Source organism: Aureimonas sp. AU40 (assembly GCF_001463785.1).
Taxonomy (GTDB): Bacteria; Pseudomonadota; Alphaproteobacteria; order Rhizobiales; family Rhizobiaceae; genus Aureimonas.
On record NZ_BBWL01000041.1, the window covers coordinates 248,278 to 271,936 of the forward strand.

A 23,659-nucleotide genomic window follows, 5' to 3' on the forward strand; every position below is an offset into this window, starting at 1 on the left:
AAAGCCCGTTTGCAGCAATCCGAAAGGAGCGGCCCGGCCGCTCCTTTTTTCGTTTGAGCAGGCCACCGACGCCGCTCACGGCAGGCGGGTGCGTTGACACTCGCGAAACTCTGCCTGTAACCGAAAATCCTCCTTTGGAATGGTTGGATAGTCCATGATCGAGAAGACCTACGACGCGGCCGCCGTCGAACCCCGCATCGCGGAGCGTTGGGAAAGCGCCGATGCGTTCGCGGCCGGTGCCGCCGCCAAGCCCGGGGCCGAGCCTTTCTCGATCGTGATCCCGCCGCCGAACGTGACGGGCTCGCTCCATATCGGCCATGCGCTCAACAACACGCTGCAGGACATCTTGGTTCGCACCGAGCGCATGCGCGGCAAGAACGTGCTCTGGCAGCCCGGACTCGACCATGCCGGCATCGCCACGCAGATGGTGGTGGAGCGCCAACTGGCCGAGCGGCAGGAGCCGAGCCGCCGCGCCATGGGCCGCGAGGCCTTCGTCGATCGGGTCTGGCAGTGGAAGGGAGAATCGGGTGGCACGATCCTCCAGCAGCTGCGTCGCCTCGGCGCGTCCTGCGACTGGTCGCGCGAGCGCTTCACCATGGACGAGGGCCTGTCGCGCGCCGTGCGCAAGGTCTTTGTGCAACTCTACCGCGAAGGCCTGATCTATCGCGACAAGCGCCTAGTCAATTGGGACCCCAAGCTTCTCACCGCGATCTCGGATCTCGAGGTCGAGCAGCAGGAGGTGAAGGGCAACCTCTGGCACTTCCGCTATCCCGTGGAAGGCCGTAACTACGACCCGGAAAACCCGGAAACCTTCATCACCGTCGCCACCACGCGCCCGGAAACCATGCTGGGCGACACCGGTGTCGCCGTGAATCCGGGCGACGAGCGCTATGCCGCGCTGGTCGGCAAGATGGTTCGCCTGCCCTTGATCGGCCGTCTGATCCCCGTAGTCGCGGACGACTACGCCGACCCGGAGGCGGGCTCGGGTGCCGTTAAGATCACCCCGGCGCACGACTTCAACGATTTCGAGGTCGGCAAGCGCAACGATCTTCGACGCATCAACATCATGGCGGTCGACGGCACGATCGCACTTCGCGACAATGCCGACTTCCTCGAAGGACTCTATGCCGACGATGGCGAGCGGGCGATCGGTCTTTTCGAAGGGCTCGACCGCTTCGCGGCGCGCAAGCTCCTGGTCGAGTGGATGGAGTCGGAAGGCTACCTCGCCAAGATCGAGGACCACACGCACATGGTCCCGCATGGCGACCGCAGCGGCGTGCCGATCGAGCCGTTCCTGACGGACCAGTGGTATGTGGATGCGGCGACGCTGGCCAAGCCCGCGATCGACAGCGTGCGCGAGGGCCGGACGAAGTTCGTGCCGCGCAATTGGGAAAACACTTATTTCGACTGGATGGAGAACATCCAGCCCTGGTGCATCTCGCGCCAGCTCTGGTGGGGCCATCGCATTCCCGCCTGGTATGGGCCGGACGGCACGATCTTCGTGGACGAGGACGAGGAGACGGCGATCGCCGGCGCGCTCGCCCATTACGTCACGAACGGCACGATCACCGACGCCGAGGCGCGCACGCTCGCTGAGAGCCAGGACCGGCTCGACGCCTTCCTGACGCGCGACGAGGACGTGCTCGACACCTGGTTCTCGTCCGCGCTCTGGCCGTTCTCGACGCTGGGGTGGCCGGACCAGACACCGGAACTGAAGACCTACTACCCCACCAGTGTGCTCGTCACCGGCTTCGACATCATCTTCTTCTGGGTCGCCCGGATGATGATGATGGGCCTCCATTTCATGGAGCAGGAGCCGTTCCACACGGTCTATGTCCATGCGCTGGTGCGCGACAAGTCCGGCGCCAAGATGTCGAAGTCCAAGGGTAACGTCATCGACCCCATCGACATCGTCAACGATTACGGCGCCGACGCGCTGCGCTTCACGCTGGCGATCATGGCGGCGCAGGGTCGCGACGTGAAGCTCGATCCGCAGCGGATCGCGGGCTACCGCAATTTCGGGACCAAGATCTGGAACGCCACGCGCTTCGCCGAGATGAACGGCGCGCGGCATGGCGAGAGCGTGGCGGGCGAGACGCTGACGCTCGCGGTCAACCGCTGGGTCATGACGGAGCTGTCCAACGTCATCGCCGAAGTGGACGGAGCCTTGGCCGCCCTTCGCTTCAACGATGCCGCTGCGGCGCTCTATCGCTTCGCCTGGAACATCGTCTGTGACTGGTATCTCGAACTCGCCAAGCCGATCTTCCTGGGCGAGGACGAGGCGGCCAAGGACGAGACGCGCTGGGTGACGGGTTTCGTGCTCGATCAGCTCTACACACTTCTGCATCCCTTCATGCCCTTCCTGACGGAAGAGCTTTGGGCGGTGACGGCCCCTGAGGGACAGGCGCGCGTGACGCTTCTCTGCCACGCGCCCTGGCCGAACACGACGTTCCGCGACGAGGCGGCCGCCAGCGACTTGAACTGGCTGGTCGATCTCGTCAGCGAAATCCGCTCGGTTCGCGCCGAGATGAACGTGCCGCCTTCGGCGGAGGCCGCCTTGGTCGCCGTCGCTCCAGACGCTTTGGTTCGTGACCGTCTGGTGCGTCACGAGGCGGCGCTGCGGCGCCTGGCGCGCCTCTCGGGCCTTGCCACGGCGGAGACGGCGCCCGCTCAATCGGCACAGCTCGTCCTCTCCAACGTCACCTACGCCCTGCCGCTTGCGGGAATGATCGACTTTGCCGCCGAGCGCGCGCGCCTCGAAAAGGCCGAGGGCAAGCTTCGCGGCGAGGTGGAGCGAATCGACAAGAAGCTGTCGAACGAGAAGTTCGTCGCCAACGCGCCGGAAGAGCTGGTGGAGCAGGAGCGCGAAAAGCGGCAGACCTTCGTAGCGGAGGCCGAAAAGCTGCGAGCGGCCTTGGCGATGCTGCAGTGAAGGATTTTCTTCGGCGCTGCACTCTGTGACTTGACAGCAACGATCGCCAACTCTTCCGTTAACGGAAGAGTTGGCGATTTGCCTCCGGAACGACCACGAATTGGTTTTTTCTCGAATATCGATTGGGGAAAGTCCAACACTCAAAACGCCTTGCTGGTGTCCCTTGATGTAAAACCTACACCTTTAAGGCGTGGACTCGTTGAGATGCCTTCGGGTTTCTCCCCGGATTTGCCCGTTTCAAGTCCGCGACACTTGTGACAGGTTTCCAGCAAGCCGGAGCGCGTAAGACTTCGGCTATGAGGGTTGGACTGGGGGAAACCATGACATTCGCGCGCCATTTGGTGATCGCCTCTACGGCGTTGCTATCGACCTTGACGCTGGCGCAGGCCGGTGGCTTCCAGCGCGGCACGGCCGACACGGATGTTCTCTACGAGCCAGGCACGATCACCAACCGTTTCAGCTTCACCTACGTTTCGCCGCAGCGCGACTTCGAGACGGTGAACGGCGTTCGCGGCAACTACGACACCTATACCGGCAACTATCAGATCCCCAGCGCGGCGATTAAGTTCGGCAACGACACCGCCGCCTGCGCAGGCAATTTTACCGAGTCCTTCGCGGCCGAAGGCGACTATAGCTCGCTGCCGGGTGGCGCGCAGCCGGCGCAGTTCCCCGGCGGATCGCGGGTGCGCGATCTCGAATTCAAGTCCAACGAGATCAGCGGAACCTGCCGCATCAGCTACTCGCAGGACGGCATGCGCTTCAGCCTGCTGGGCGGGCTTTTCGCCGAGGATTTCAACTTCGACGGCACGAGCCTTGCCACCCGCAATATCGGCGCGACCCTTCCGGCTTCGCTGCGGGCGACGCTGGGCGGCCTCGGGGCCAGCCTTCTCCTCCCCATCGGCGTCACGGCCGACACGGAAGGTAGCTACAAGACGGGCTATCGCATCGGCGCGGCCTTCGAGATCCCCGACATCGCCCTGCGCGCGCAGGTTCTCTACCGGTCGGAAGTCAAGCATGACGACGTCACCGGCGAGGGCTCGATCGCCGCGACCGGCGACGCTTTTGTCCGACTCGCGGACGGACGCCAGCTCTCGATCCCGACGGCGGCGGCGTTCCTGGCCCAGCGTGGCATCAACGTGCCGTCCTCGCTTCTCACCAGCCTGCCGACCAACGGCACGGTGCTCGCCAGCGGTCTGCCGGCTTTCCAGAACACGGCCACCAGCCCGCAGAGCCTTTATGTGAACTTCCAGACCGGCATTGCTGAGGGCACCCTGCTGCTGGGTTCCTTCCGTTGGACGGACTGGAGCACGAACAAGGCGGTCATCACCACGGTTGCGGGCAATTCTTCCATCAGCCCCTACAACTGGGACGACGGCTACACCGTGACCCTCGGCATCGGGCGAGCCTTCAACAAGCAGATTTCCGGCAGCGTTTCGGTCGGCTACGACAGCGGCGTCTCGCGCGGCTCGGAAACCACCTATACCGACCTCTACACCCTGTCGGGCGGTCTCTCCCTGAAGAACACGGACTGGGCGGAAATCCGCGTCGGCGGCCTGATCGGCTACTGGACGAGCGGCAGCCAGAATGTCTCGCAGGGCGCTCTGTTCAACGCGACGGTGGGTGACGACTGGGTCTACGCGGCGAATGCTTCGCTCAAGCTGACCTTCTGATCGTTCGATCTTTCCGGCTTATGAAAAGGGCGCTCGCTGGTCGGGCGCCCTTTTCGTTTGGGAATGGACCCGTGCGGTTCCGAAGCGGGGAATGTGGGCGCTCTGCAACAGTATTGCGGCTTTGCATCGGATAGTGTTGCGGGGTCAGGCGATGCCCCGTTACCGCCATAAAACAAAGGCATCGCTCGACAAGCATAAAGGCTGGAAAGACTCGTCGCTTCCCGAGAATGCAATGAGTCGTTGAGGTGTCATGACGTCCGACATTACGCTCGTCAGCAAGGTCGCATCGTTGATTGCGAGACACCTGTGGTCTTCCGCCCCTGAGGAAGGCGCGGTCGTCGCAGGTTCAGCTCGGATCGGCCACCCGCCTAAGTATCGAAACTCTTCCGACTCGCTCGTCTTCAGACTTTCTTCGAACGCGCAAGCGATCCTGTTTTCTCAGGCTGGCGAGACCACTCGCCGGTTCGGTCGGATCTGAGAATTCGGTTGATGCGCGCAGCCCGTCTTTTTCTGCTTGTCTTGCCTTTCGCGGTCGGCTTCGGCGGACAGGCGCTGGCGCTCGACCCGTCCTCGGTCGCCTCGAGCGCGCGCGCCAAGTCGCCGCGCGAGTTCTTCTCCATGGGCTTTGCGGCCTACAAGCGTGGGGAAAAGGCCGAGGCGCTGGAGGCTCTGCAGCAGGCAGCCGATCTCGGCCACGCCGGAGCCCGCTGGAAGCTCGGTCAGATGTATGCCGAAGGCGACGGCGTCAAGGAGGACGACTTCGAAGCCTTCAAGATGTTCGAGGAGATCGTTCGCGATCAGGAGGACGACACGGCGACTTCGCCGAATGCCGCCTATGTCGCCAGTGCCGTGGTCGCGCTCGCCGAGTATATGCGCAACGGCATTCCGGGCACGCCCATTGCGGCCGACCCGACGCAGGCCCGTCAGCTCTATGCCCATGCCGCGACCTATTTCGGCGATGCGCAGGCGCAGTTCGAATTGGGGCGCATGCTGCTGGCGGGCGAGGGTGGCCGGCCCAATCCGCCGCAGGCGGCGCGCTGGCTCCAGCTAGCGGCCAAGAAGGGCTACGCCAAGGCCGAGGCGCTGCTGGGCTATCTCCTGTTCGACGGCGAGACGATTTCGCTGCGAGCCGAGCCCGCGCGTGGCCTCGCCATGTTGACCCGCGCGCTGAAGGCCGCGCCGGACAAGGACAAGGAATGGATTCGCCCGCTCCAGGAAGAGGCTTTCTCCCTGTCGAGCGAATCGGAGCGCCGCATGGCCATCGCGTCCGCCGAGAAGATCGGCGCGGACGCACCCTGAGCCGCTACTCGGGCTGACTCTCAGATCTTGAGATCGACCAAGACAGGGACGTGGTCCGACGGCTTCTCCCAGGCGCGAACATGCTTGTCGATCCGCACGCCGGCAAGTCGAGAAGCGAGATCGGGCGACAGGAGAATATGGTCGATGCGGATGCCATTGTTCTTCGGCCACGCGCCGGCCTGATAGTCCCAGAACGTATATGTCTGCGCCGCGTCCGTCGTGGCTCGCACGGCGTCGGTAAGGCCGAGATTCAGGAGGCGGCGATAGGCCGCTCGGCTTTCCGGCTGATAGAGCGCATCACCGAGCCAGTCGGCCGCGTTCTTGGCGTCCTCGGGCTGCGGGATGACGTTGTAGTCGCCGGCCAGCACGAAGGGCACTTCCTGCGCCAGCCATTGCCGGGCGATCGTTTCCAGACGTGCCATCCATCGAAGCTTGTAGCTGAACTTCTCGGTGCCGAGCGGATTGCCGTTGGGCAGGTAGAGCGAGGCGACACGCAAGGGGCCGGCGGCCGTTTCCCAAAGGCCATGGATGAAGCGCGACTGGTCGTCCATCTCGTCGCCGGGCAAGCCGCGATCGATTGCCATGGCGGGCTGGCGCGACAGGAGCGCGACGCCGTTGAAGCCCTTCTGACCATGAGTCTCGACATGCCAGCCGGCGCTTTCCAGTTCGGCTCGGGGAAAGCCTTCGTCGACGCTCTTGATCTCCTGCAGGCAGACGATGTCCGCCCCTGATTCGTCCAGCCAGCTCTTGAGGGCTTCGATGCGCGCCTTGACGCCGTTGATGTTCCAGGTCGCGACGAGCATGGCGGGTCCTCCGGGCATGGCTGAAGAGCGCTTCGGCATGCCCGGCAGGACGAGGCGTGTCAAATCGAGAAGGACGTTCCGCAGCCGCAGGAGGCGGTGGCGTTCGGATTGCGGACCTGGAAGGACTGGCCCATCAGATCGTCCACGAAATCCACCACCGATCCGTCGAGATAGGCGAGGGAGGTCTGGTCGATGAGAACCCGCGCGCCGTTCTTCTCGATCACGATATCGTCGCTCTCGGCCTCGTGCGTCAGGTCGAACTTGTAGGAGAAGCCCGAGCAGCCGCCGCCTTCCACCGAGATGCGCAGCGCGTTCTCGCTCGGGGTCTTCTGGAGGATGGACAGGATACGCCGGGCCGCGGCGTCGGAAACGGTGACCGTCGTGTCGAGCGACTGGCTCATGGGGATTTCGGGTGGCGGAGCGCGCCGTCCCGACCTCTGCTTGTTGCTGTTCGTGTCCTAACGTATGGATGCGCCCCTAGCGGGTCAACGCCGCCCAGACCGGGCGGCATGGCTTATGCCGCTCGGAAAGCATGGGATGTCGGACCCGATCTTCGCCAGCATCGGCCTCGGCCGCTCCACCCTGGCGTCCTTTGCCAGCGATCCTGCGCAGTCGCGCGGGCGCCTGTTTCCCGAGCCCGGCAGCCCGACGCGCACGCCTTTCCAGCGCGACCGCGACCGGATCGTCCATTCCACTGCCTTTCGCAGGCTCAAGCACAAGACGCAGGTCTTCGTCGCCTACGAGGGCGACCACTTTCGCACCCGCCTGACCCACACGATCGAAGTGTCGCAGATCGCCCGCGCCTTCGCGCGCGCCCTGCGGCTGGACGAGGACCTGACGGAGGCGATCGCGCTCGTCCACGATTTCGGCCACACGCCCTTCGGGCATGCCGGCGAGCGGGCGCTGCATCGCTGCATGGCGCCCTATGGCGGGTTCGACCACAACGCGCAGTCGCTCCGTATCGTGACCGCGCTGGAACGCCGCTATGCGGAGTTCGACGGCCTGAATCTCAGCTTCGAGACGCTGGAAGGGCTGGTGAAGCACAATGGGCCGATGCTCGGTCCCTATGCGACCTGGCATGAGGAGGTGCCGCGCCCGATCCTCGAATTCGACGCGCGCTACCCGCTGGATTTGGAGCGCTTCGCGACCTTAGAAGCGCAGGCCGCCGCGATCTCCGACGACATTGCCTACAACACGCATGATCTCGACGATGGCTTGCGGGCCGGATTGATCGAACTCGACGATCTGGCGGAACTGGAACTCGCCGGCACGATCCTGAGTGAAGTGCGTGCGAAATATCCCGGCCTCGATGAGGCCCGCACCGTCCACGAGATCATGCGCCGGCACATCACGCGGATGGTGGAGGATGTCATCGCCTCGACCTTGCGCCGGTTGCGGGAGGACGGGATCGAGACGGCCGAGGACGTGCGCAATGCCAAGCGCACGCTGCTCTGCTTCTCGCCGGAAATGGAAGAACTTGCCGCCCGGACGAAGCGGTTTCTCTTCGCGCGCGTCTATCGAAGCGAGGGCGTGTCTCGCGTCATGACGCGGGCCGAGGGCGTGGTGGAGGACCTGTTCCGTCGCTACGTAGCGGAGCCGTCGCAGATGCACGGCGCCTGGAGCCTGGAGGTGGAGTCGCTGGACGAAGCGCGTCTCACCCGCCGCGTTTCGGACTATCTGTCCGGGATGACCGACAGCTACGCCGTGTCGGAACACTGTCGCTTGTTTGACGATACGCCCGAATTGCGATAGGCGCGCCGCTTCACTCTCCTGTTCTCGCGAACGGGGGACGGCCTTTTTCTGCGCCGATTTCTCCAGTCTGGACTCGATCATGAACATCTTCACCGACTTCGAGCAACGCGTTCGCAAAGCCGTGGAAGCCGTTCTGCGCACGCGTGAAATCGAGGTAGCGGACCTTTCGCGCGTCGCCGTCGAGCCGCCGCGCGACGCGAGCCATGGCGATCTAGCGACCAATGCCGCCATGGTGCTGGCGAAGCCCTTGGGCCTGAAGCCCCGCGAGCTTGCCGACGAGATCGGTGCCCAACTGGAGCAAGACGCCGACATCGCCTCGGTGGAGATCGCCGGCCCCGGCTTCATCAACCTGCGTCTTCATTCGGTGTTCTGGACAAAGCATCTCCACGGCCTGCTCGGGCTCGGGCTCGCCTACGGGCGCGGCGCTCCGACCGGACGGCGGGTGAATGTCGAATATGTCTCCGCCAACCCGACCGGTCCGCTGCATGTCGGTCATTGCCGGGGCGCTGTCGTGGGGGACGCGATCGCCAATCTCATGGGCTTTGCCGGCCACGAGATCACCAAAGAATATTACATCAACGACGCCGGCGAGCAGGTGAACGTGCTCGCCCGCTCGGTCTTCCTGCGCTACCGCGAAGCGCTGGGGGAGGCTATCGGCGAGATTCCGGCCGGGCTCTATCCCGGAGACTATCTGAAGACGGTCGGCTCGGCGCTCGCCATTCGCTACGGCCGCGAACTCTTGGAGCAGGACGAGGCGCAGTGGCTTCCGGTGGTGAAGGCCTATGCCATCAGCGCCATGATGATGAGCATCCGCGACGACCTGAAGGCGCTCGCCATTACGCAGGATGTCTTCTTCTCCGAGAAGACGCTGCACGAGGGCGGGCCGAGCCGCATCACGGCGACGGTCGAGGCTCTGCGCGACAAGGGCTTCGTCTATCAGGGCACGCTGCCGCCGCCCAAGGGCCAGCTGCCCGAGGATTGGGAAGACCGCGAGCAGACCCTGCTGCGCTCGACCGAAGTCGGCGACGACGTCGATCGTCCGCTGGTGAAGTCGGACGGCAGCTACACCTATTTTGCCGCCGACGTCGCCTATTTTGCCGACAAGTTCGCCCGTGGCTTCGACGAGATGGTCTACGTGTTGGGCGCCGACCATGGCGGCTACGTGAAGCGGCTGGAGGCCGTCGCCAAGGCCGTGTCGGGCGGCAAGGCCGAGGTGGATGTCGTCCTTTGCCAGTTGGTGAAGCTCTTCCGCAACGGCGAGCCGGTGAAGATGTCGAAGCGGGCCGGGGAGTTCGTGACCCTGGCTGACGTGGTGGATGAGGTCGGTCGAGACGCCGTCCGTTTCATGATGCTGTTTCGCAAGAGCGACGCGCCGCTCGATTTCGACTTTCAGAAAGTCACCGAACAGTCGAAGGACAATCCGGTTTTCTACGTTCAATACGCGCACGCCCGAGCGCGCTCGATCGTCCGCCAAGCCGAGGCGGAGGGCATCGATGTGTCCGCCCTGGACAAGGTAGACGAGGCGGCGCTTGGGCAACTGACCGACGAAGGGGAGCTCGCGCTCGTTCGCAAGCTGGCCGAATATCCCCGCCTCATTCAGAGCGCGGCCCAGGCCAAGGAGCCGCATCGACTCGCCTTCTACCTCTATGATCTCGCCTCCGCTTTCCACGGCCAGTACAATCGTGGAAAGGACCAGCCCGAGTTACGGTTCGTTAAGCCTAACGATGTGACAATGACCGCAGCCCGATTGGGACTGGTTCAAGCCGTCGCCTTCGTCATCGCCTCGGGTCTGGGTCTTGTCGGCGTGTCGGCCCCGGACGAAATGCGCTGACGTTCCACGCTTTGAACAAGTTCGACCCATAGGGCGGAGAAACGTTCAGAAAAATACGGATCGTCGTCGAACTGGGCGGCGATCCCGGCGTGGGGTCGGCGCGATGAAGGACTACAGGGACGCAAACTTCTCCGTGACCGATCGCGATCCGTTTGCCGATCTCGTTCGGGCGGTGGAAGGCTCCTCGGTGCGCCCCGGTGCGCCGGGCGTGCGGCAGGATTGGGATCAGTCGGCGGCCTACGAGCCCGTCTCGAGCCCGGGTGGCCGTGGGCCCTCAATGCCGCAGCAGGGCCGGGCGGGCCGTCCCGTCAATGCCGAGACGCAGGAGGCCCTGCGAAATCTCAGCCAGCCGGCGCGCCCGCGTGACCGCTATCCCACCGAAACGCAGTCCTTCGCGCCGGCCCGGCAGCCCGAGCCCGAGCCCTACGCGCCGGTTCGCCAGACCATTCCCGATGTGCGCCAGACCCTGACGCTCGACGACTTCGACGATCTGATCGCGAGCGAGTGGGCTGCCATGCAGCCTGCGCCGCAGGGCTACGACGAAGACGAATATGCCCAGGGCTACGAGGATGGCGACGGCCATCATTACGACGACGAGTACCGCCCAGCGGCGCGGCGCGGCTCCAGGCTGCGCAAAGCGGTCTTCGTCATGGGTGGTCTGGCTGCCAGTGTCGTGGTCGCCGTGGCCGGCACGATGGTTTACACCGGCGGCGGGTCCCTTTCGCAGAGTATCGAAGGGCCGATCCTCATCAAGGCGGATGCCGAACCCTACAAGACCGCGCCGGCCGATCCTGGCGGCCGTTCGATCCCGAACCAGAACAAGGCGGTCTATGAGCATGTCGCAGCGGGCAACGCGAAGGTGACCGCGCCGACGCAGCGCTCGCTGGTGACCGCGATGGAAGAGCCCATGGACATCGCGGAGAACGAGGGCGCGTCCTCCGATCTCCCCGGTGTCATGGTCGGCGACGATGTGTCGCTGCCCAGCGAATCGGATGCAGAAGCCGAGATGCCGCCTGCGCCGGGCAGTCAGGTCGCCTCCGCCGAAGGCACGCTGCAGCCGCGCAAGGTCCGCACCCTGACGGTGCGCCCGGACGGGTCGCTCGCGCCGGCCGAAGAACCGACGATCGCCGGCCAGCCCGCGCTTCTGCCGACCTCTTCGGCCGCCGTCGGCCATGCCGCGCCGGCCGCGCCCGCCGCGTCGGCCCAACCCACGATGCCATTCAGCGCCAAGGTCGCGACGGAGGCTGCTCCGGCCGAGGCCGATCCGGTGCAGGTCGCGTCGGTGCAGCCTGCGGCGGCTGGCGAAGAGGCGTTCTTCGTGCAGATTTCGTCTCAGCCGAGCCAGGCCCTGGCGGAGGAGTCGATGGCGAACATGAAGCGTAAGTTCTCCAGCGTGATCGGCAATCGCGGTTTGAACATCAAGTCGGCGGAGATCGCGGGCAAGGGTACGTTCTATCGCGTCCGCGTCGCGGCCGGTTCCAAGAACGAGGCGGCGAGCCTGTGCGACAGCCTGAAATCGGCCGGCGGAAGCTGCTTCGTGACGCGCTGATCGCCGTTGCCTGGCTGACGATTGAGACGAATCGCTCTTCCTATCGGCGTCGGCCGTTTAAACCGCCGGCGCCGTCTTCTGACACGGAACCCCTGATGACCGGAACGAAAGCCTGGATCGCGGGATGCAGCGGCCTGCGCCTGACAGATGACGAGCGCGCCTTCTTCCGAGACGAGCGGCCTTGGGGTTTCATTCTGTTCGGTCGCAACATCGGCGAGGCCGCGCAGGTCAGGGATCTCGTGGCCGAACTCAAAAGCCTCGGCGGCTCCTCGCCGCGCCCGGTTCTGATCGATCAGGAAGGTGGGCGGGTTCAGCGTCTGCGCCCGCCGCTGTCGCCGCGTTTCCCGCCATCGGCGTCAATCGGTCAGGTCTTCGCTGCCGATCCCGCGAAGGGGCGGCGGGCGGCTTGGCTTCAAGGCCGCCTGCTCGCCCATGATTTGCTGGTGGGATACGGGATCGACGTCGATTGTCTCCCTTGCCTCGATGTGCCCCAGCCCGGCGCCCATTCCGTGATCGGCGACCGCGCCTATGCCGAGGACCCGGCGCTGGTCGCCGAACTCGGTGGCCTCGCGGCGGAGGGCTTGATGGCCGGTGCTGTTCTGCCGGTGATGAAGCATATTCCCGGTCATGGGCGAGGCGAGGCGGATAGCCATCTCGAACTGCCGCAGGTTTCGGCGGAACGGGCAGCGCTGGAGGGCTTCGACTTCCGCCCCTTCAAGAGGTTGGCCGGCCTGCCGGCCGCGATGACCGCGCATCTCCTGTTCGAATCGCTGGACCCCGTTCGCCCGGCCACGCTTTCGCCGGTCGTGATCGCGGAGATTATTCGTGGGGCGATCGGCTTCGACGGTTTGCTTATGAGCGACGACATGTCGATGAAGGCGCTTCAAGGCGACATGGGCGAACTCGCCGGCCAGGCGATCGCCGCCGGCTGCGACTTGGCGCTTCACTGCAACGGCGACATGGCCGAGATGCAACTCGTGGCGGCCAATGTCCCGGAACTTGCCGGCCGCTCTCTGGCGAGAGCGGAGCGGGCCTTGCAGATCACTCGCCAGCAACCCGAGCCGATCGACGAGCCGGCCCTGCGCGAGGAATTCCACTCGCTGTTCTCCGCCTCCACCTGAGCGACCCGACCGTCTGGCCGCGTCTTCCGTCAATTCGAGAGTGGCCACCGTCGATCGGGTTCGAACCGGCGCGCTCGCCATCCCGCATGTCGCAGACTCGCCACGATCGAATGGCAAAGAATGACGAATTGCGGTTCGTCCATGCGGCACTGCCTGTGGATTGATCGAGTTCGATCGTGCCTTTTCCGACGCCCGCCCTTTCGTCAAATATGCGAGATGGCGTGTGATCTTACCGATCCGGGCTCTGCTTCGTTCTGACGAACTCGCGAACCATGTGCACGATGTCGTCGTAGCCGTTGATCCGGCTGGGACTTTCGTGTTTGAAAGAGCCGAAGGTTCGGTTTGAACTCGGAGCGCGGGCAGCCCGCGCCCATTGGAGGCGTATCATGGGTAGCTTCAGCATCTGGCACTGGCTCATCGTTCTGGCCGTCGTGCTGCTTCTCTTCGGTCGCGGCAAGATTCCCGAGCTGATGGGCGACGTGGCCAAGGGCATCAAGAACTTCAAGAAGGGCATGGCGGACGAGGACACGACCGTCGCTCAGGAGCGTCGCTCGCTCGACATGCGCGAAGGCGATGCCATGCCGCACGAGACCACGACCGAAAAGTCCCGCATCTAAAGGATGGGCGGCGCATAGCGCGCCGCCATTCGCCTCCTGGGGATCGACATGTTCGACATCGGTGGACTCGAGCTTCTTGTTATCGCGGTCGTTTTGATCGTCGTCGTTGGTCCGAAGGACCTCCCGAAGATGCTTCGCACCTTCGGTCGGGTCAGTTCGCAGATGCGCCGTATGGCGGGCGATTTCCGGCACCAGTTCGACGAGGCCTTGAAGGAGGCCGAACTCGAAGAGCTGCGCAACACCGCGCAGCAGGTCCGCGATCTTGATCCGCGCAACGATCTTCGCAAGGCGATGAACCCGATCCGCGCCGTCGGGGACGAGATCCGTTCCTCGATCAAGGCCGCGACCGTAGCGCCTGAGCCTGTCGTTCCGTCGGCAACGCAAGCGGCGGTGCCAGTCGAGCCGATGGCAGACGTTCCGCCTACCTCTTCCCCTGCCGTCGCGACGCCGCCAGCCGTCAACGGCGAAGCACAGCCCGTCGCCGCGACGAACGGTCATGCGATCCATGTCAACGTCGAGGCGGCACATGGGGGCGAGGCCGCTCCAGTTCGCGCGCCGGCCGGGAGCCTTCAGTGAGTCAGCGTTCCGAGTCGGACATCGAGGCTTCATCCGCGCCTTTGATCGAGCATCTGATCGAACTGCGCCGCCGACTGATCTGGTCGATCGCCGGCTTCTTCGGCATGTTCCTGATCTGCTTCTTCTTCGCCAAGGGCATCTTCAACATTCTCGTCGTGCCCTATCAGATCGCCAGCGGCTGGGCGGGCCTGGACCCGGCTAGCGTCGAGCTGATCTACACGGCGCCGCAGGAATATTTCTTCACGCAGGTGAAGGTTGCGGCCTTCGGCGGCTTCTTTCTGGCGTTTCCCGTAATCGCCATCCAGATCTACAAGTTCGTTGCCCCCGGCCTTTACCGGGATGAGCGCGCGGCTTTCATTCCGTTTCTGGTGGCAACGCCGCTGCTTTTCCTGCTAGGCGCGCTGCTCGTCTATTTCTTCTTCACCCCGATGGTGATGTGGTTCTTCCTGTCGATGCAGCAGCCGGGTGAGGGCAGCGACGCGGCGATCCTGCTCCTGCCCAAGGTCTCCGAGTATCTGTCGCTGATCATGACGTTGATCGTCGCCTTCGGACTGGTCTTCCAGCTGCCGGTGATCTGCTCGCTTCTGGTGCGGGCCGGCATGGTCACGGCCGATGGGCTGAAGTCGAAGCGCAAGTACGCAATCGTGCTCGCCTTCATCGTCGCGGCGGTGCTGACGCCGCCCGATCCGATGTCCCAGATCGGCCTTGCGATCCCGGCGATCATTCTCTACGAGGTCTCGATCATTACGGCACGGATGATCGAAAAGAAACGAGGCGTGCGTCTGGCGGCCAACGAAGCCGGCACGGAGTGATCCGATCGGTTCCGGCCCGCCTGAAGCGGACTGGAAATCATGCTGGATATCAAATGGATCCGCGATAACGCGGAAGTTCTGGACGAAGCTCTGAAGCGTCGCGGTTCGGCCCTGACGTCGGCTGAGATCGTTCGCCTGGACGAGAAGCGCCGCCAGCATCTGAAGACGCTGCAGGACTGGCAAGGCCAGCGCAACGAAGCCTCCAAGCAGATCGGCAAGGCCAAGGCGTCCGGTGACGCGGTCCTTGCCGACGAGACGATGCGCACCGTCACTGAGCTCAAGACCAAGATCCAGGACGGCGAAAAGCTCGAGCGCGAGATCGACGCCGAGATCAACGCCCTGCTGGCGACCGTGCCCAATGTTCCGCTCGCCGAGGTTCCGACTGGTGCGGACGAGACGGGCAATGTTGAGGTGCGCCGCGTCGGCGATAAGCGCAGCTTCAATTTCCAGCCCAAAGAGCATTTCGAATTGGGCGAGGCGCTCGGCCTCATGGATTTCGAGCGCGCCGCTCGAATGTCCGGCTCGCGCTTCACAGTGCTGCGCGGGGACTTGGCGCGGTTGGAGCGCGCGCTCGGCCAGTTCATGGTCGAAACCCACACTCGCGAGTTCGGATACGAGGAGGTGTCTCCGCCGCTTCTAGTGCGCGACGAGGCGCTCTACGGCACGAGCCAGCTGCCGAAATTTGCCGAGGACCTGTTTCAGACCACGGACGGACGCTGGCTGATCCCGACCGCCGAGGTCTCGCTGACCAATCTCGTTCGCGAGGAGATCATCGAGGAGCAGGCCCTGCCGCTCCGCTTTACGGCGTTGACGCCGAGCTTCCGCTCGGAAGCAGGATCGGCCGGTCGCGACACACGCGGCATGCTGCGCCAGCATCAATTCTACAAGGCCGAACTCGTCTCGATTACGACGCCGGAAACGTCGCTTGAAGAGCACGAGCGCATGACGGCGGCGGCCGAAGCCGTTCTGACCAAGCTCGGCCTGCATTTCCGCACCGTCGTGCTCTGCACCGGCGACATGGGATTCTCCTCGCAGAAGACCTACGACATCGAAGTCTGGCTGCCAGGGCAGAATGCCTACCGCGAAATCTCGTCCTGCTCGGTCTGCGGCGACTTCCAATCCCGGCGGATGAACACGCGCTTCCGCCCCGCCGGAGAAAAGGCCGCGCCCCGCTTCGTCCATACGCTCAACGGATCGGGTACGGCGGTTGGGCGCGCGCTGATCGCGGTCATGGAGACCTACCAGCAGGAGGATGGCAGCATTCTCGTGCCGGATGTCCTCAAGCCGTTCATGGGCGGGCTCGAACAGATCGGCAAGAAGTGATCCATGCGCGTTCTCCTGACGAATGACGACGGCATTCACGCGGAGGGCCTTTCCGTCCTCGAACACATCGCCCGGCAGCTGTCGGACGATGTGTGGGTCGTCGCGCCGGAAACGGATCAGAGCGGCCTGTCCCATTCGCTGACGCTCTCTTCGCCGCTGCGTCTTCGTCAGGAATCGGAGCGCCGTTTTGCGCTGCGCGGCACGCCGACCGACTGCGTCATCATGGCCGTCAAGCATCTCCTGCCGGAGGCACCCGACCTCGTCCTGTCCGGCGTCAATGCCGGGCAGAACGTCAGTGACGACGTCTCCTATTCCGGCACCGTGGCCGGCGCCATCGAGGGCATGATGCTGGGCGTCCGGTCCATCGCGCTCAGCCAAGCCTTCCGTCCCGACTCCGAGCGTGAGGCCGTCTGGGAGACAGCTCGCCATCATGGTGCGGATGTCGTGGAGCGTCTTCTCAAAGTCGATGCTCCGGCGGGGACGTTGTTCAATGTCAATTTCCCGGCCGTGAAGGCTGGTGCCGTGCAGGGCATCGAGGTGACCCGGCAGGGCAAGCTGGACTATTCGCTTGGAATCGAAGAGCGGGTCGACGGGCGAGGCTTCCCTTATTTCTGGCTGAAGTTCGGGCGTCAGGCCGGGCCGGAGCTCGACGGTTCGGACATCGGCGCCCTGCGCGCCAACCGCATCTCGGTCACGCCGCTGCATCTCGATCTTACCCATCACGCGCTGCGCGAGCAGATGCGCGAAACCTTCCGCTGAGCGCGCATGACCGCAACAGTCGATCGCGAACAACTGGCGGCCTTCCTAATGACGGTGCGCACCGCCGATGGCGTGACACCGCGGGTCCTGGCCGCCGTCGAGGCCGTGCCTCGCCGCGCCTTCGTTCCGGCGGACGCGGTGGAGGCCTATTCCGACAAGGTGTTTCCGCTCGACTGCGGCCAGTCCATGCCCGGCGCGCGCCACGCGGTGCGACTGGTCGCGGCGCTGAAGATCGCCCCGGAGCACCGCGTGCTGGAGATCGGCACGGGAAGCGGCTACGTCACGGCGCTGCTCGCCAAGCTTTGTTTCCAGGTTCTCACCCTTGATCGCTACCAGACCTTGCTGACCAAAGCGCAGGAGCGGCTGAAGGCCTGCGGGATCAACAACGTGACGTTCCTTAAGGAAGACGGTCGCACGGGCTATCCCGACCAGGCGCCGTTCGACCGGATCGTGGTCCATGGCTCTTTCGAGTCGCTGCCACGCGCCTTCGTGGAGCAGATGGCGTCGCAGGGAATTCTGATCTGCGCGCTCGGACCACCGGGCGACGTGCAGCGTCTTGTGCGTCACCAGAAGTTGGGAAGCCGCTTCGAGGAAGAAACGCTGTTCAACGCCCGTCTCCAGCCGCTGGAAACCGGCGTCGCGAGCTTTCTGTAAAGAAATCCGTCTCCGTCCCGATCATGCTTAACCCTCGGGTAACATTAACGCTGTCTAATGTTCTCAGGTTGGGCGAATGCTTTGGGGACTGCAATGCGGACGGACGTGTTGAATCAGAGTCGGCTTCGGCTGGTGCGCTCGGCGGGGCTGATCGCGCTGGCCGCGTTGGCGGCCGGATGCAGTGCCGACGCCACGCGGTTGCAGGATAGCTTCTATACCGGAGCGATTCCGCCGGCGCCGGTGCGCTCGCAGCAGGTGGCGAGTGCGGCCCCCGCGGCCGAGCCGAGCTACGGCGCGGGGCAGCCGAACGCCTCCTACGGCTCCGGCACCACGGGCGCGTCGCGCACTTTCGCTGCGGCGACGCCGCCGGTATCCCGCTCGACGCTGCCGCCTCCGCCGGCCAGTTCCTACGGCAATGGCAACGACAGCTATGCGCCCGTCCAGCAGCAGGCCGCTGCGCCGATGTCGCAGCATGCGTCCTCGCCGGTGAACCACGCTGAAGTGGCCCGTACCGAAGCCTCTCGCAACATGGCGCCGGCCCCGACGGGTTCGGCAGGCACCTATGTCGTCACGTCCGGCGACTCGCTGCTTGGCATCGCTCGTCGTCACAATGTCCGCGCCGCCGATCTGCGCAGCGCCAACCGGCTGACCGACGACAATGTGCGGATCGGTCAGAAGCTGACGATCCCGGCAGGGGGCTCCGCCTCGGCTTCGGCACAGCCGGCCGGGAACGTTCGCTACGCCACGCTCGGCGCGCCGCCGACCAGCCTCCAGGCTCAGGCCGCAAAGATCGCCGTGCCGAGCTCGGCTCCGACCAATGCGCGTCCCGCCGCTGCGGCTGCTCAGGCCACTCGCGAACTGCCGCCGGTCAAGCCCGCGCAGGCAGCCGCCGCTGTCGCAACGCCGGCCAAGCCTGCGACGCATGAGACCCCGGCCGTGGCCGCTACGCCGGCGCCCGTCGCTCCGAGCGCCGCGAACACGTCAGTCGCGGCTGCCGCACCGGTTGCCCAGACCACCGCTGCCAAGGCGGAGGAAGAGGAGCAGGCGTCGCTGGCTCCGGCCTCGACTGGGATTAACCAGATGCGTTGGCCGGTGCAGGGCCGCGTCATCAAGAATTTCGGCGACAAGGTCGGCTCGCGTCGCAATGACGGCCTGAACATCTCCGTGCCGCGCGGAACGCCCATCAAGGCGGCCGAGAACGGCGTCGTGATCTATGCCGGCGAGGGCCTCAAGGAGTTCGGCAAGACCGTCTTGGTCAAGCACGAGAACGGCCTCGTGACCGTCTATGGCCATGCCGACGACATCAAGGTTCAGCGCGGTGCCACGGTGAAGCGCGGCGAGGAAATCGCGACGGCGGGCATGACGGGCGACACGGATGCGCCGATGCTGCACTTCGAGGTCCGCAAGGACTCCTCGCCGGTCAATCCGATGACCTATCTGCGCTAAGCGAAAATAGTTCGGAGCAAGGCAGCGCCCGGTTCGAAAGAGCCGGGCGTTTTTCGTTGGTCAGCGGGGCAGGGCGTGGCCGAGGCGTCCCGCGAGATCGGTGACGAACTGGTAGGCGACACGGCCCGAGCGGCTGCCGCGCGTCGTGCTCCATTCCAAGGCGTCGCGACGAACCTCCTCGGCGTCACGTTCGATGCCGGCGGCGGCGAGATAGCCGCACACCATCGCGAGATAATCGTCCTGCGAACATTTGTGGAAGCCGAGCCAAAGTCCGAATCGATCCGACAGAGAAACCTTCTCCTCCACCGCCTCGCTTGGATTGATGGCGGTCGACTGCTCGTTTTCCATCATGTTGCGCGGAAGCAGATGGCGCCGGTTCGACGTGGCATAGAACAGGACATTGTCCGGCCGTCCCTCGACGCCACCGTCCAGCGCGGCCTTCAGTGACTTGTAGGACGTGTCGTCGTGGTCGAACGACAGATCGTCGCAGAACAGGAGAATCGGGAAGGGCGCGGCGCGCAGGAGCGTCATCAGCCGAGGCAGGTGGTCGATGTCCTCGCGATGCACCTCGATGAGCTTCAGGACCGGACGGCCCGTTCCCATCGAATTGACCTTGGCGTGAACGGCCTTGACCAGCGATGATTTGCCCATTCCTCGCGCCCCCCAAAGCAGGGCGTTGTTGGCCGGCAGGCCATCGGCGAAGCGCTTCGTGTTCTCGAAGAGGATGTCGCGCGAGCGATCGATGCCGCGCAGCAGTTCGAAATCGACGCGGTTGACGCGGGGCACCGGCGTCAGGCCACCGGGCGGCGCGAAGACGAAGCAATCGGCTGCGCCGAGATCGGGCGAGGTGGTCGCTTCGGGTGCCAGACGATCCAGCGCGTCTGCGATCCGTTGCAGGAGAGGAAGGAAATCCGTGTCGACGGTCACCGGTCGGCCCTTCGGAAGTGCGCGGGTCCGCCCTGATATGCCAGGCGGCGCTTGTTGCAATCGCGTCGACCGATCGTATATTGCGGCCACCTTGTGAAGGGCTCAGCGCCCTGTTTTCGTTTGTGTTGGGAGATCTTGATGTTCGTATCGCCGGCTTTTGCGCAGACCGCCACCGCAGCGGGAGGACCGGAGAGCATCCTCATCAGCATTCTTCCCTTCGTCGCCGTCTTCGCGATCATGTATTTTCTGATCATTCGCCCGCAGCGCTCGGCCGCCAAGAAGCGGGACGATATGCTGAAAAACATTCGTCGCGGCGATACGATCGTGACTGGCGGCGGCATCATCGCCAAGGTCACGAAGGTTCAGGACAATGGCGAGTTGGAAGTGCAGATTTCCGAGACCACCAAGATTCGCGTGCTGCAGTCTATGGTGGCAGATGTCCGCGTGAAGGGTGAGCCCACGGCGGCCAACGCGAAGTAACCTGCCTTCGGGCCGAACGGCGTTCGGCTCGGTTTCGTCTTCGGCAGATCCTCTGCCGAACCCCATCTTCGGAGCGCCGTGGACCCCATCGGTCCGGTGCTCCGATTGTCGTTCGGGAACGCCATGCTCTATTTCTCGCGGTGGAAGACCACCTTCATCTGGCTCGCCGTGCTTTTCGGCGTCCTGTTCGCGCTCCCGAACCTTCTGACCGATCAGCAGCGGGCCAGTCTGCCGGGCTTCATGCCGAAGCAGCCTATGACGCTCGGCCTCGACCTGCAGGGCGGCTCCTACGTCCTGCTGGAGGTGGACCGCGCCTCGCTGGTCAACGACCGGCTCCAGAGTCTTCGCGAAGATGTGCAGGTCAGCCTGCGGACCGCCAACATTGGCTTCGCCAGCCTTCGCGAGAACAACGGCGCGATCCAGTTCACGCTGCGCGACGCTTCCCAGGGCGCCGCCGCGCGCACCGCGTTGCAAAGCCTGACATCGCCAATCTCCAGCGGCCTTCTGGCCGGTGGTTCGGTGACCGAAACCGAACTGACCGAGCCTCAGTCCGGTACGTTCCGGCTGGCTCTCACCAACCCCGGCATCGACTATCGCCTGTCGACCGCCGTGTCGCAATCGATCGAAGTCGTGCGCCGGCGCGTCGACGAGATCGGAACCACCGAGCCCGTCATTCAACGCCAGGGTCTCGATCGCATCATGGTTCAGGTGCCGGGTCTGCAGGACCCCGCTCGCCTCAAGAACCTCCTCAACCAGACCGCGCGTCTGACCTTCCGCCTTGTCGACGTGAACAATTCGGCGCAGGCCGTCGCCAGCGGCGCGCAGCCGGTTCCTGCCGGAGATGAGCTTCTCCAGACCAACGACCCGACGCCGCAGCCGATCCTGGTGCAGCGCCAGGTCATGATTTCCGGCGAGAACCTGACCGACGCCCAGGCCGGTTTCGAGCAGCAGACCAACCAGCCGGTCGTCAACATCCGCTTCGACGCGCGGGGCGCGCAGCGCTTCGGTCAGGTGACGCAGGAAAACACCGGTCGTCCCTTCGCGATCGTGCTCGACAATAAGGTTCTGTCGGCGCCTAATATTCGGGAGCCTATCCTCGGCGGTCAGGCGCAGATTTCGGGCAACTTCACCGTCCAGTCCGCCAACGATCTCGCCGTACTCCTGCGCGCCGGCGCGCTGCCGGCAACGCTCGACATCATCGAAGAGCGCACGATCGGACCGGGCCTTGGAGCCGACTCCGTCGCTGCCGGTCAGGCTGCCGGCATCATCGGCGGCGTGCTGGTCATCGTCTTCATGTTCGTGGCCTACGGCTTCCTCGGCCTGATCGCCAACATCGCCCTTCTCGTCAACGTCATCCTTCTCGTCGCCCTCCTTTCGGCTCTCGGCTCCACGCTGACGCTGCCAGGCATCGCCGGCATTGTGCTTACGATGGGCATGGCCGTCGATTCGAACGTTTTGATCTACGAGCGACTGCTGGAAGAGCGGCGCAACGGCCGCTCTGTGGTTCAGTCCATCGACGCGGGCTTCCACAAAGCGCTCGGCACGATCATGGACGCCAACATCACCTCGCTGATCGCGGCGGTGATTCTGTTCTTCCTCGGCTCGGGTCCGGTGCGCGGCTTCGCCGTGACGCTGGCGCTCGGCATCTTCACCACCGTCTTCACCGCGCTGACCCTGACGCGCTGGATGGTCTCCTTCTGGCTGCGCAGCCGCCGTCCGAAGGAAGTGCCGAAGGGCTGGGTGTCCTTCGTTCCGCATGGAACGCGCATCCGCTTCATGAGCATTCGTCGCTGGGCCTTCGCGATCACGATCGGCTTGTCGCTCGCCTCGATCGGCAGCCTTTTCGTCGGCGGGCTGAACTACGGCATCGACTTCACCGGAGGCACCGTCCTCGAATTGCGCGCCAAGACCGGCGAGGCCGATGTCGGTAAGATACGCGAGGATCTTTCAGGCATCGTCGAAGGCGACGTCCAGGTTCAGCAGTTCGGCAACCCGGCCGACGTGCTGGTTCGCTTCGCCGTCCAGCAGCAGGACCTTCAGACGCCGCAGGCCAGCGTTAATGCGGTGCGCGGCGCGCTTGCGGCGGAATACGACTTCCAGCGTGTGGAGGTCGTCGGTCCGACCGTGTCGGGCGAGCTCGCTTGGGCGGCCGTGTTCGGCGTCGGCGCGGCGCTTCTGGCCATCTCGGTCTATGTGTGGCTGCGCTTCGAATGGCAGTTCGCCATCGGCGCACTGCTCGCCACCGCGCACGATGTCGCCATGACGGTCGGCTTCCTTGTGGTGTCGCAGCTCGAATTCAACCTGTCCTCCATCGCCGCGATCCTGACGATCGTCGGTTATTCCTTGAACGACACGGTCGTGGTGTTCGACCGAATTCGAGAGAACCTGCGCAAATACAAGAAGATGTCGATTTCCGACATCATCGATCTGTCGCTCAACGAGACGCTGTCGCGCACCATGCTGACGGCGGTGACATTGGTGCTCGCGCTGGTCGCGCTCTACGCCTTCGGCGGCGACGTGATCCGTGTCTTCGTCGCGCCGATGCTGGCTGGCGTTCTCGTCGGCGTCTACTCGTCGATCTTCATCGCGGCGCCGGTGCTCATCTACTTCAAGCTTCGGCCGGACGCGATTCGCGGTGGCGACAAGAACGACCTGAAGGAGCTGAAGACGGACACAGGCTCTTCGGCCGCGCCCACGGGCAAGGTCTGAGCCGTGAGCGACGCCGAAAACCCAGGCATGCGCGACGCCCATTATCCGCGTCGCGCGCCGATCGACGCCTATGGCAATGGCGGCTTCCGCTTCGCGGATATGTCGCATCGCGGTTCGATCCTCTGCCTGCCGTCGGGTATCTACGGATGGACCGCGACGGAGGCGGAGCCCTTTGGGGGAGAGCGTCTCCTGAAAATCCTGGAGGAGGGGGCGGACATCCGCTTCCTTCTCTACGGCACGGGCAAGGACATCCGCCGCGTGCCCCCAGCGCTGCTCGACCGGTTGCGCAAGGCCGGGATCTCCTGCGATCCCATGTCCACCGGCGCCGCCGTGCGGACCTACAACATCATGCTGGGCGAAGGGCGGCCCGTCGCCGCTGCCTTGATCGCGGTGGACTGA

19 protein-coding genes and 1 pseudogene are annotated in these 23,659 nt (G+C 64.6%); 17 read left to right on the forward strand and 3 right to left on the reverse strand.

The genetic code is table 11. The annotated features are described in order from the left end of the window. Positions 1–154 precede the first annotated feature (154 nt). The 3 genes from AUL32_RS14760 to AUL32_RS14770 all read left to right on the forward strand — a co-directional run bounded on the left by AUL32_RS14760 (position 155) and on the right by AUL32_RS14770 (position 5,901). Entirely contained in the window at positions 155–2,932 is a 2,778-nt protein-coding gene (locus AUL32_RS14760; RefSeq protein ID WP_062116297.1) for a valine--tRNA ligase, read from the forward strand. Positions 2,933–3,252: 320 nt separating this feature from the next. Beyond that, a complete protein-coding gene (locus AUL32_RS14765; protein ID WP_062116300.1) occupies positions 3,253–4,602 on the forward strand; it encodes a hypothetical protein in 1,350 nt (449 codons plus the stop codon). A gap of 489 nt (positions 4,603–5,091) precedes the next feature. After that, positions 5,092–5,901, forward strand: a complete 810-nt coding sequence (locus tag AUL32_RS14770; protein ID WP_062116303.1) for a tetratricopeptide repeat protein — start codon at positions 5,092–5,094, stop codon at positions 5,899–5,901. Between the two features lie 20 nt (positions 5,902–5,921). On the opposite strand, the gene xth is transcribed toward AUL32_RS14770, so the two are convergent. Together xth and erpA are read right to left on the reverse strand one after the other, a co-directional pair. Then, positions 5,922–6,704 (reverse strand): exodeoxyribonuclease III, encoded by a 783-nt coding sequence (gene xth / locus AUL32_RS14775; protein WP_062116306.1) that lies wholly within the window; start codon positions 6,702–6,704, stop codon positions 5,922–5,924. Positions 6,705–6,763: 59 nt separating this feature from the next. Next, the gene (gene erpA / locus AUL32_RS14780; protein ID WP_062116310.1) at positions 6,764–7,105 is read right to left on the reverse strand and encodes an iron-sulfur cluster insertion protein ErpA; all 342 of its coding nucleotides are present in this window, start codon (positions 7,103–7,105) and stop codon (positions 6,764–6,766) included. 136 nt (positions 7,106–7,241) lie between these two features. Here erpA and AUL32_RS14785 point away from each other — a divergent pair, with 136 nt between their 5' ends. From AUL32_RS14785 to AUL32_RS26020, 11 genes and pseudogenes are all read left to right on the forward strand, one after another. Then, complete coding sequence (locus tag AUL32_RS14785; RefSeq protein ID WP_062116312.1) at positions 7,242–8,456, forward strand: deoxyguanosinetriphosphate triphosphohydrolase; 1,215 nt, start codon at positions 7,242–7,244, stop codon at positions 8,454–8,456. Between the two features lie 79 nt (positions 8,457–8,535). Then, positions 8,536–10,287, forward strand: coding sequence for an arginine--tRNA ligase (gene argS, locus AUL32_RS14790; protein WP_062116315.1), 1,752 nt, complete (start codon positions 8,536–8,538; stop codon positions 10,285–10,287). A gap of 1,240 nt (positions 10,288–11,527) precedes the next feature. Beyond that, positions 11,528–11,836: pseudogene (locus AUL32_RS26520) on the forward strand (SPOR domain-containing protein); the annotation flags it as partial. A gap of 95 nt (positions 11,837–11,931) precedes the next feature. Further along, entirely contained in the window at positions 11,932–12,957 is a 1,026-nt protein-coding gene (gene nagZ, locus AUL32_RS14800; RefSeq protein WP_062116320.1) for a beta-N-acetylhexosaminidase, read from the forward strand. A gap of 386 nt (positions 12,958–13,343) precedes the next feature. Then, a complete protein-coding gene (locus AUL32_RS14805) occupies positions 13,344–13,574 on the forward strand; it encodes a twin-arginine translocase TatA/TatE family subunit (RefSeq protein ID WP_061976218.1) in 231 nt (76 codons plus the stop codon). Positions 13,575–13,622: 48 nt separating this feature from the next. Continuing rightward, on the forward strand, positions 13,623–14,150 hold the full coding sequence (gene tatB / locus AUL32_RS14810; RefSeq protein ID WP_082639387.1) for a Sec-independent protein translocase protein TatB: 528 nt from the start codon (positions 13,623–13,625) through the stop codon (positions 14,148–14,150). After that, on the forward strand, positions 14,147–14,962 hold the full coding sequence (gene tatC, locus AUL32_RS14815; protein ID WP_061976217.1) for a twin-arginine translocase subunit TatC: 816 nt from the start codon (positions 14,147–14,149) through the stop codon (positions 14,960–14,962). The genes tatB and tatC overlap by 4 nt, the downstream gene beginning before the upstream one ends. A 39-nt stretch (positions 14,963–15,001) precedes the next feature. After that, positions 15,002–16,285 carry a serine--tRNA ligase gene (serS, locus tag AUL32_RS14820; RefSeq protein WP_062116323.1) on the forward strand — a complete coding sequence of 428 codons (1,284 nt, stop codon included), beginning with the start codon at positions 15,002–15,004 and terminating at the stop codon, positions 16,283–16,285. Between the two features lie 3 nt (positions 16,286–16,288). Further along, complete coding sequence (surE, locus tag AUL32_RS14825) at positions 16,289–17,044, forward strand: 5'/3'-nucleotidase SurE (RefSeq protein WP_062116326.1); 756 nt, start codon at positions 16,289–16,291, stop codon at positions 17,042–17,044. A 6-nt stretch (positions 17,045–17,050) separates the two neighbouring features. Further along, positions 17,051–17,698 (forward strand): protein-L-isoaspartate(D-aspartate) O-methyltransferase, encoded by a 648-nt coding sequence (locus tag AUL32_RS14830; protein WP_061976214.1) that lies wholly within the window; start codon positions 17,051–17,053, stop codon positions 17,696–17,698. A 105-nt stretch (positions 17,699–17,803) separates the two neighbouring features. Then, a complete protein-coding gene (locus AUL32_RS26020) occupies positions 17,804–19,144 on the forward strand; it encodes a M23 family metallopeptidase (RefSeq protein ID WP_244497892.1) in 1,341 nt (446 codons plus the stop codon). 60 nt (positions 19,145–19,204) lie between these two features. Here AUL32_RS26020 and AUL32_RS14840 read toward each other — a convergent pair whose 3' ends face one another. Further along, entirely contained in the window at positions 19,205–20,071 is an 867-nt protein-coding gene (locus AUL32_RS14840) for an ATP-binding protein (protein ID WP_062116335.1), read from the reverse strand. A gap of 138 nt (positions 20,072–20,209) precedes the next feature. Here AUL32_RS14840 and yajC point away from each other — a divergent pair, with 138 nt between their 5' ends. The 3 genes from yajC to AUL32_RS14855 all read left to right on the forward strand — a co-directional run bounded on the left by yajC (position 20,210) and on the right by AUL32_RS14855 (position 23,659). Then, the gene (gene yajC / locus AUL32_RS14845; RefSeq protein WP_061976211.1) at positions 20,210–20,551 is read left to right on the forward strand and encodes a preprotein translocase subunit YajC; all 342 of its coding nucleotides are present in this window, start codon (positions 20,210–20,212) and stop codon (positions 20,549–20,551) included. 123 nt (positions 20,552–20,674) lie between these two features. After that, positions 20,675–23,260: a protein translocase subunit SecD gene (secD, locus tag AUL32_RS14850; RefSeq protein ID WP_062116338.1), complete on the forward strand. Its 2,586-nt coding sequence runs from the start codon at positions 20,675–20,677 to the stop codon at positions 23,258–23,260. 27 nt (positions 23,261–23,287) lie between these two features. Then, on the forward strand, positions 23,288–23,659 hold the full coding sequence (locus tag AUL32_RS14855) for an Mth938-like domain-containing protein (protein ID WP_062116341.1): 372 nt from the start codon (positions 23,288–23,290) through the stop codon (positions 23,657–23,659).

Excerpts from the sequence above, each read along its gene's own strand:
- xth (WP_062116306.1), bottom strand. The coding sequence starts at position 6,704 with ATGCTCGTCGCGACCTGGAACATCAACGGCGTCAAGGCGCGCATCGAA.
- AUL32_RS14830 (WP_061976214.1), top strand. The coding sequence starts at position 17,051 with ATGACCGCAACAGTCGATCGCGAACAACTGGCGGCCTTCCTAATGACG.
- AUL32_RS14785 (WP_062116312.1), top strand. The coding sequence starts at position 7,242 with ATGTCGGACCCGATCTTCGCCAGCATCGGCCTCGGCCGCTCCACCCTG.
- AUL32_RS14805 (WP_061976218.1), top strand. The coding sequence starts at position 13,344 with ATGGGTAGCTTCAGCATCTGGCACTGGCTCATCGTTCTGGCCGTCGTG.
- secD (WP_062116338.1), top strand. The coding sequence starts at position 20,675 with ATGCTCTATTTCTCGCGGTGGAAGACCACCTTCATCTGGCTCGCCGTG.
- AUL32_RS14760 (WP_062116297.1), top strand. The coding sequence starts at position 155 with ATGATCGAGAAGACCTACGACGCGGCCGCCGTCGAACCCCGCATCGCG.
- argS (WP_062116315.1), top strand. The coding sequence starts at position 8,536 with ATGAACATCTTCACCGACTTCGAGCAACGCGTTCGCAAAGCCGTGGAA.
- erpA (WP_062116310.1), bottom strand. The coding sequence starts at position 7,105 with ATGAGCCAGTCGCTCGACACGACGGTCACCGTTTCCGACGCCGCGGCC.
- nagZ (WP_062116320.1), top strand. The coding sequence starts at position 11,932 with ATGACCGGAACGAAAGCCTGGATCGCGGGATGCAGCGGCCTGCGCCTG.
- AUL32_RS14770 (WP_062116303.1), top strand. The coding sequence starts at position 5,092 with ATGCGCGCAGCCCGTCTTTTTCTGCTTGTCTTGCCTTTCGCGGTCGGC.
- tatB (WP_082639387.1), top strand. The coding sequence starts at position 13,623 with ATGTTCGACATCGGTGGACTCGAGCTTCTTGTTATCGCGGTCGTTTTG.
- AUL32_RS14765 (WP_062116300.1), top strand. The coding sequence starts at position 3,253 with ATGACATTCGCGCGCCATTTGGTGATCGCCTCTACGGCGTTGCTATCG.
- serS (WP_062116323.1), top strand. The coding sequence starts at position 15,002 with ATGCTGGATATCAAATGGATCCGCGATAACGCGGAAGTTCTGGACGAA.
- yajC (WP_061976211.1), top strand. The coding sequence starts at position 20,210 with ATGTTCGTATCGCCGGCTTTTGCGCAGACCGCCACCGCAGCGGGAGGA.
- AUL32_RS14855 (WP_062116341.1), top strand. The coding sequence starts at position 23,288 with ATGCGCGACGCCCATTATCCGCGTCGCGCGCCGATCGACGCCTATGGC.
- surE (WP_062116326.1), top strand. The coding sequence starts at position 16,289 with ATGCGCGTTCTCCTGACGAATGACGACGGCATTCACGCGGAGGGCCTT.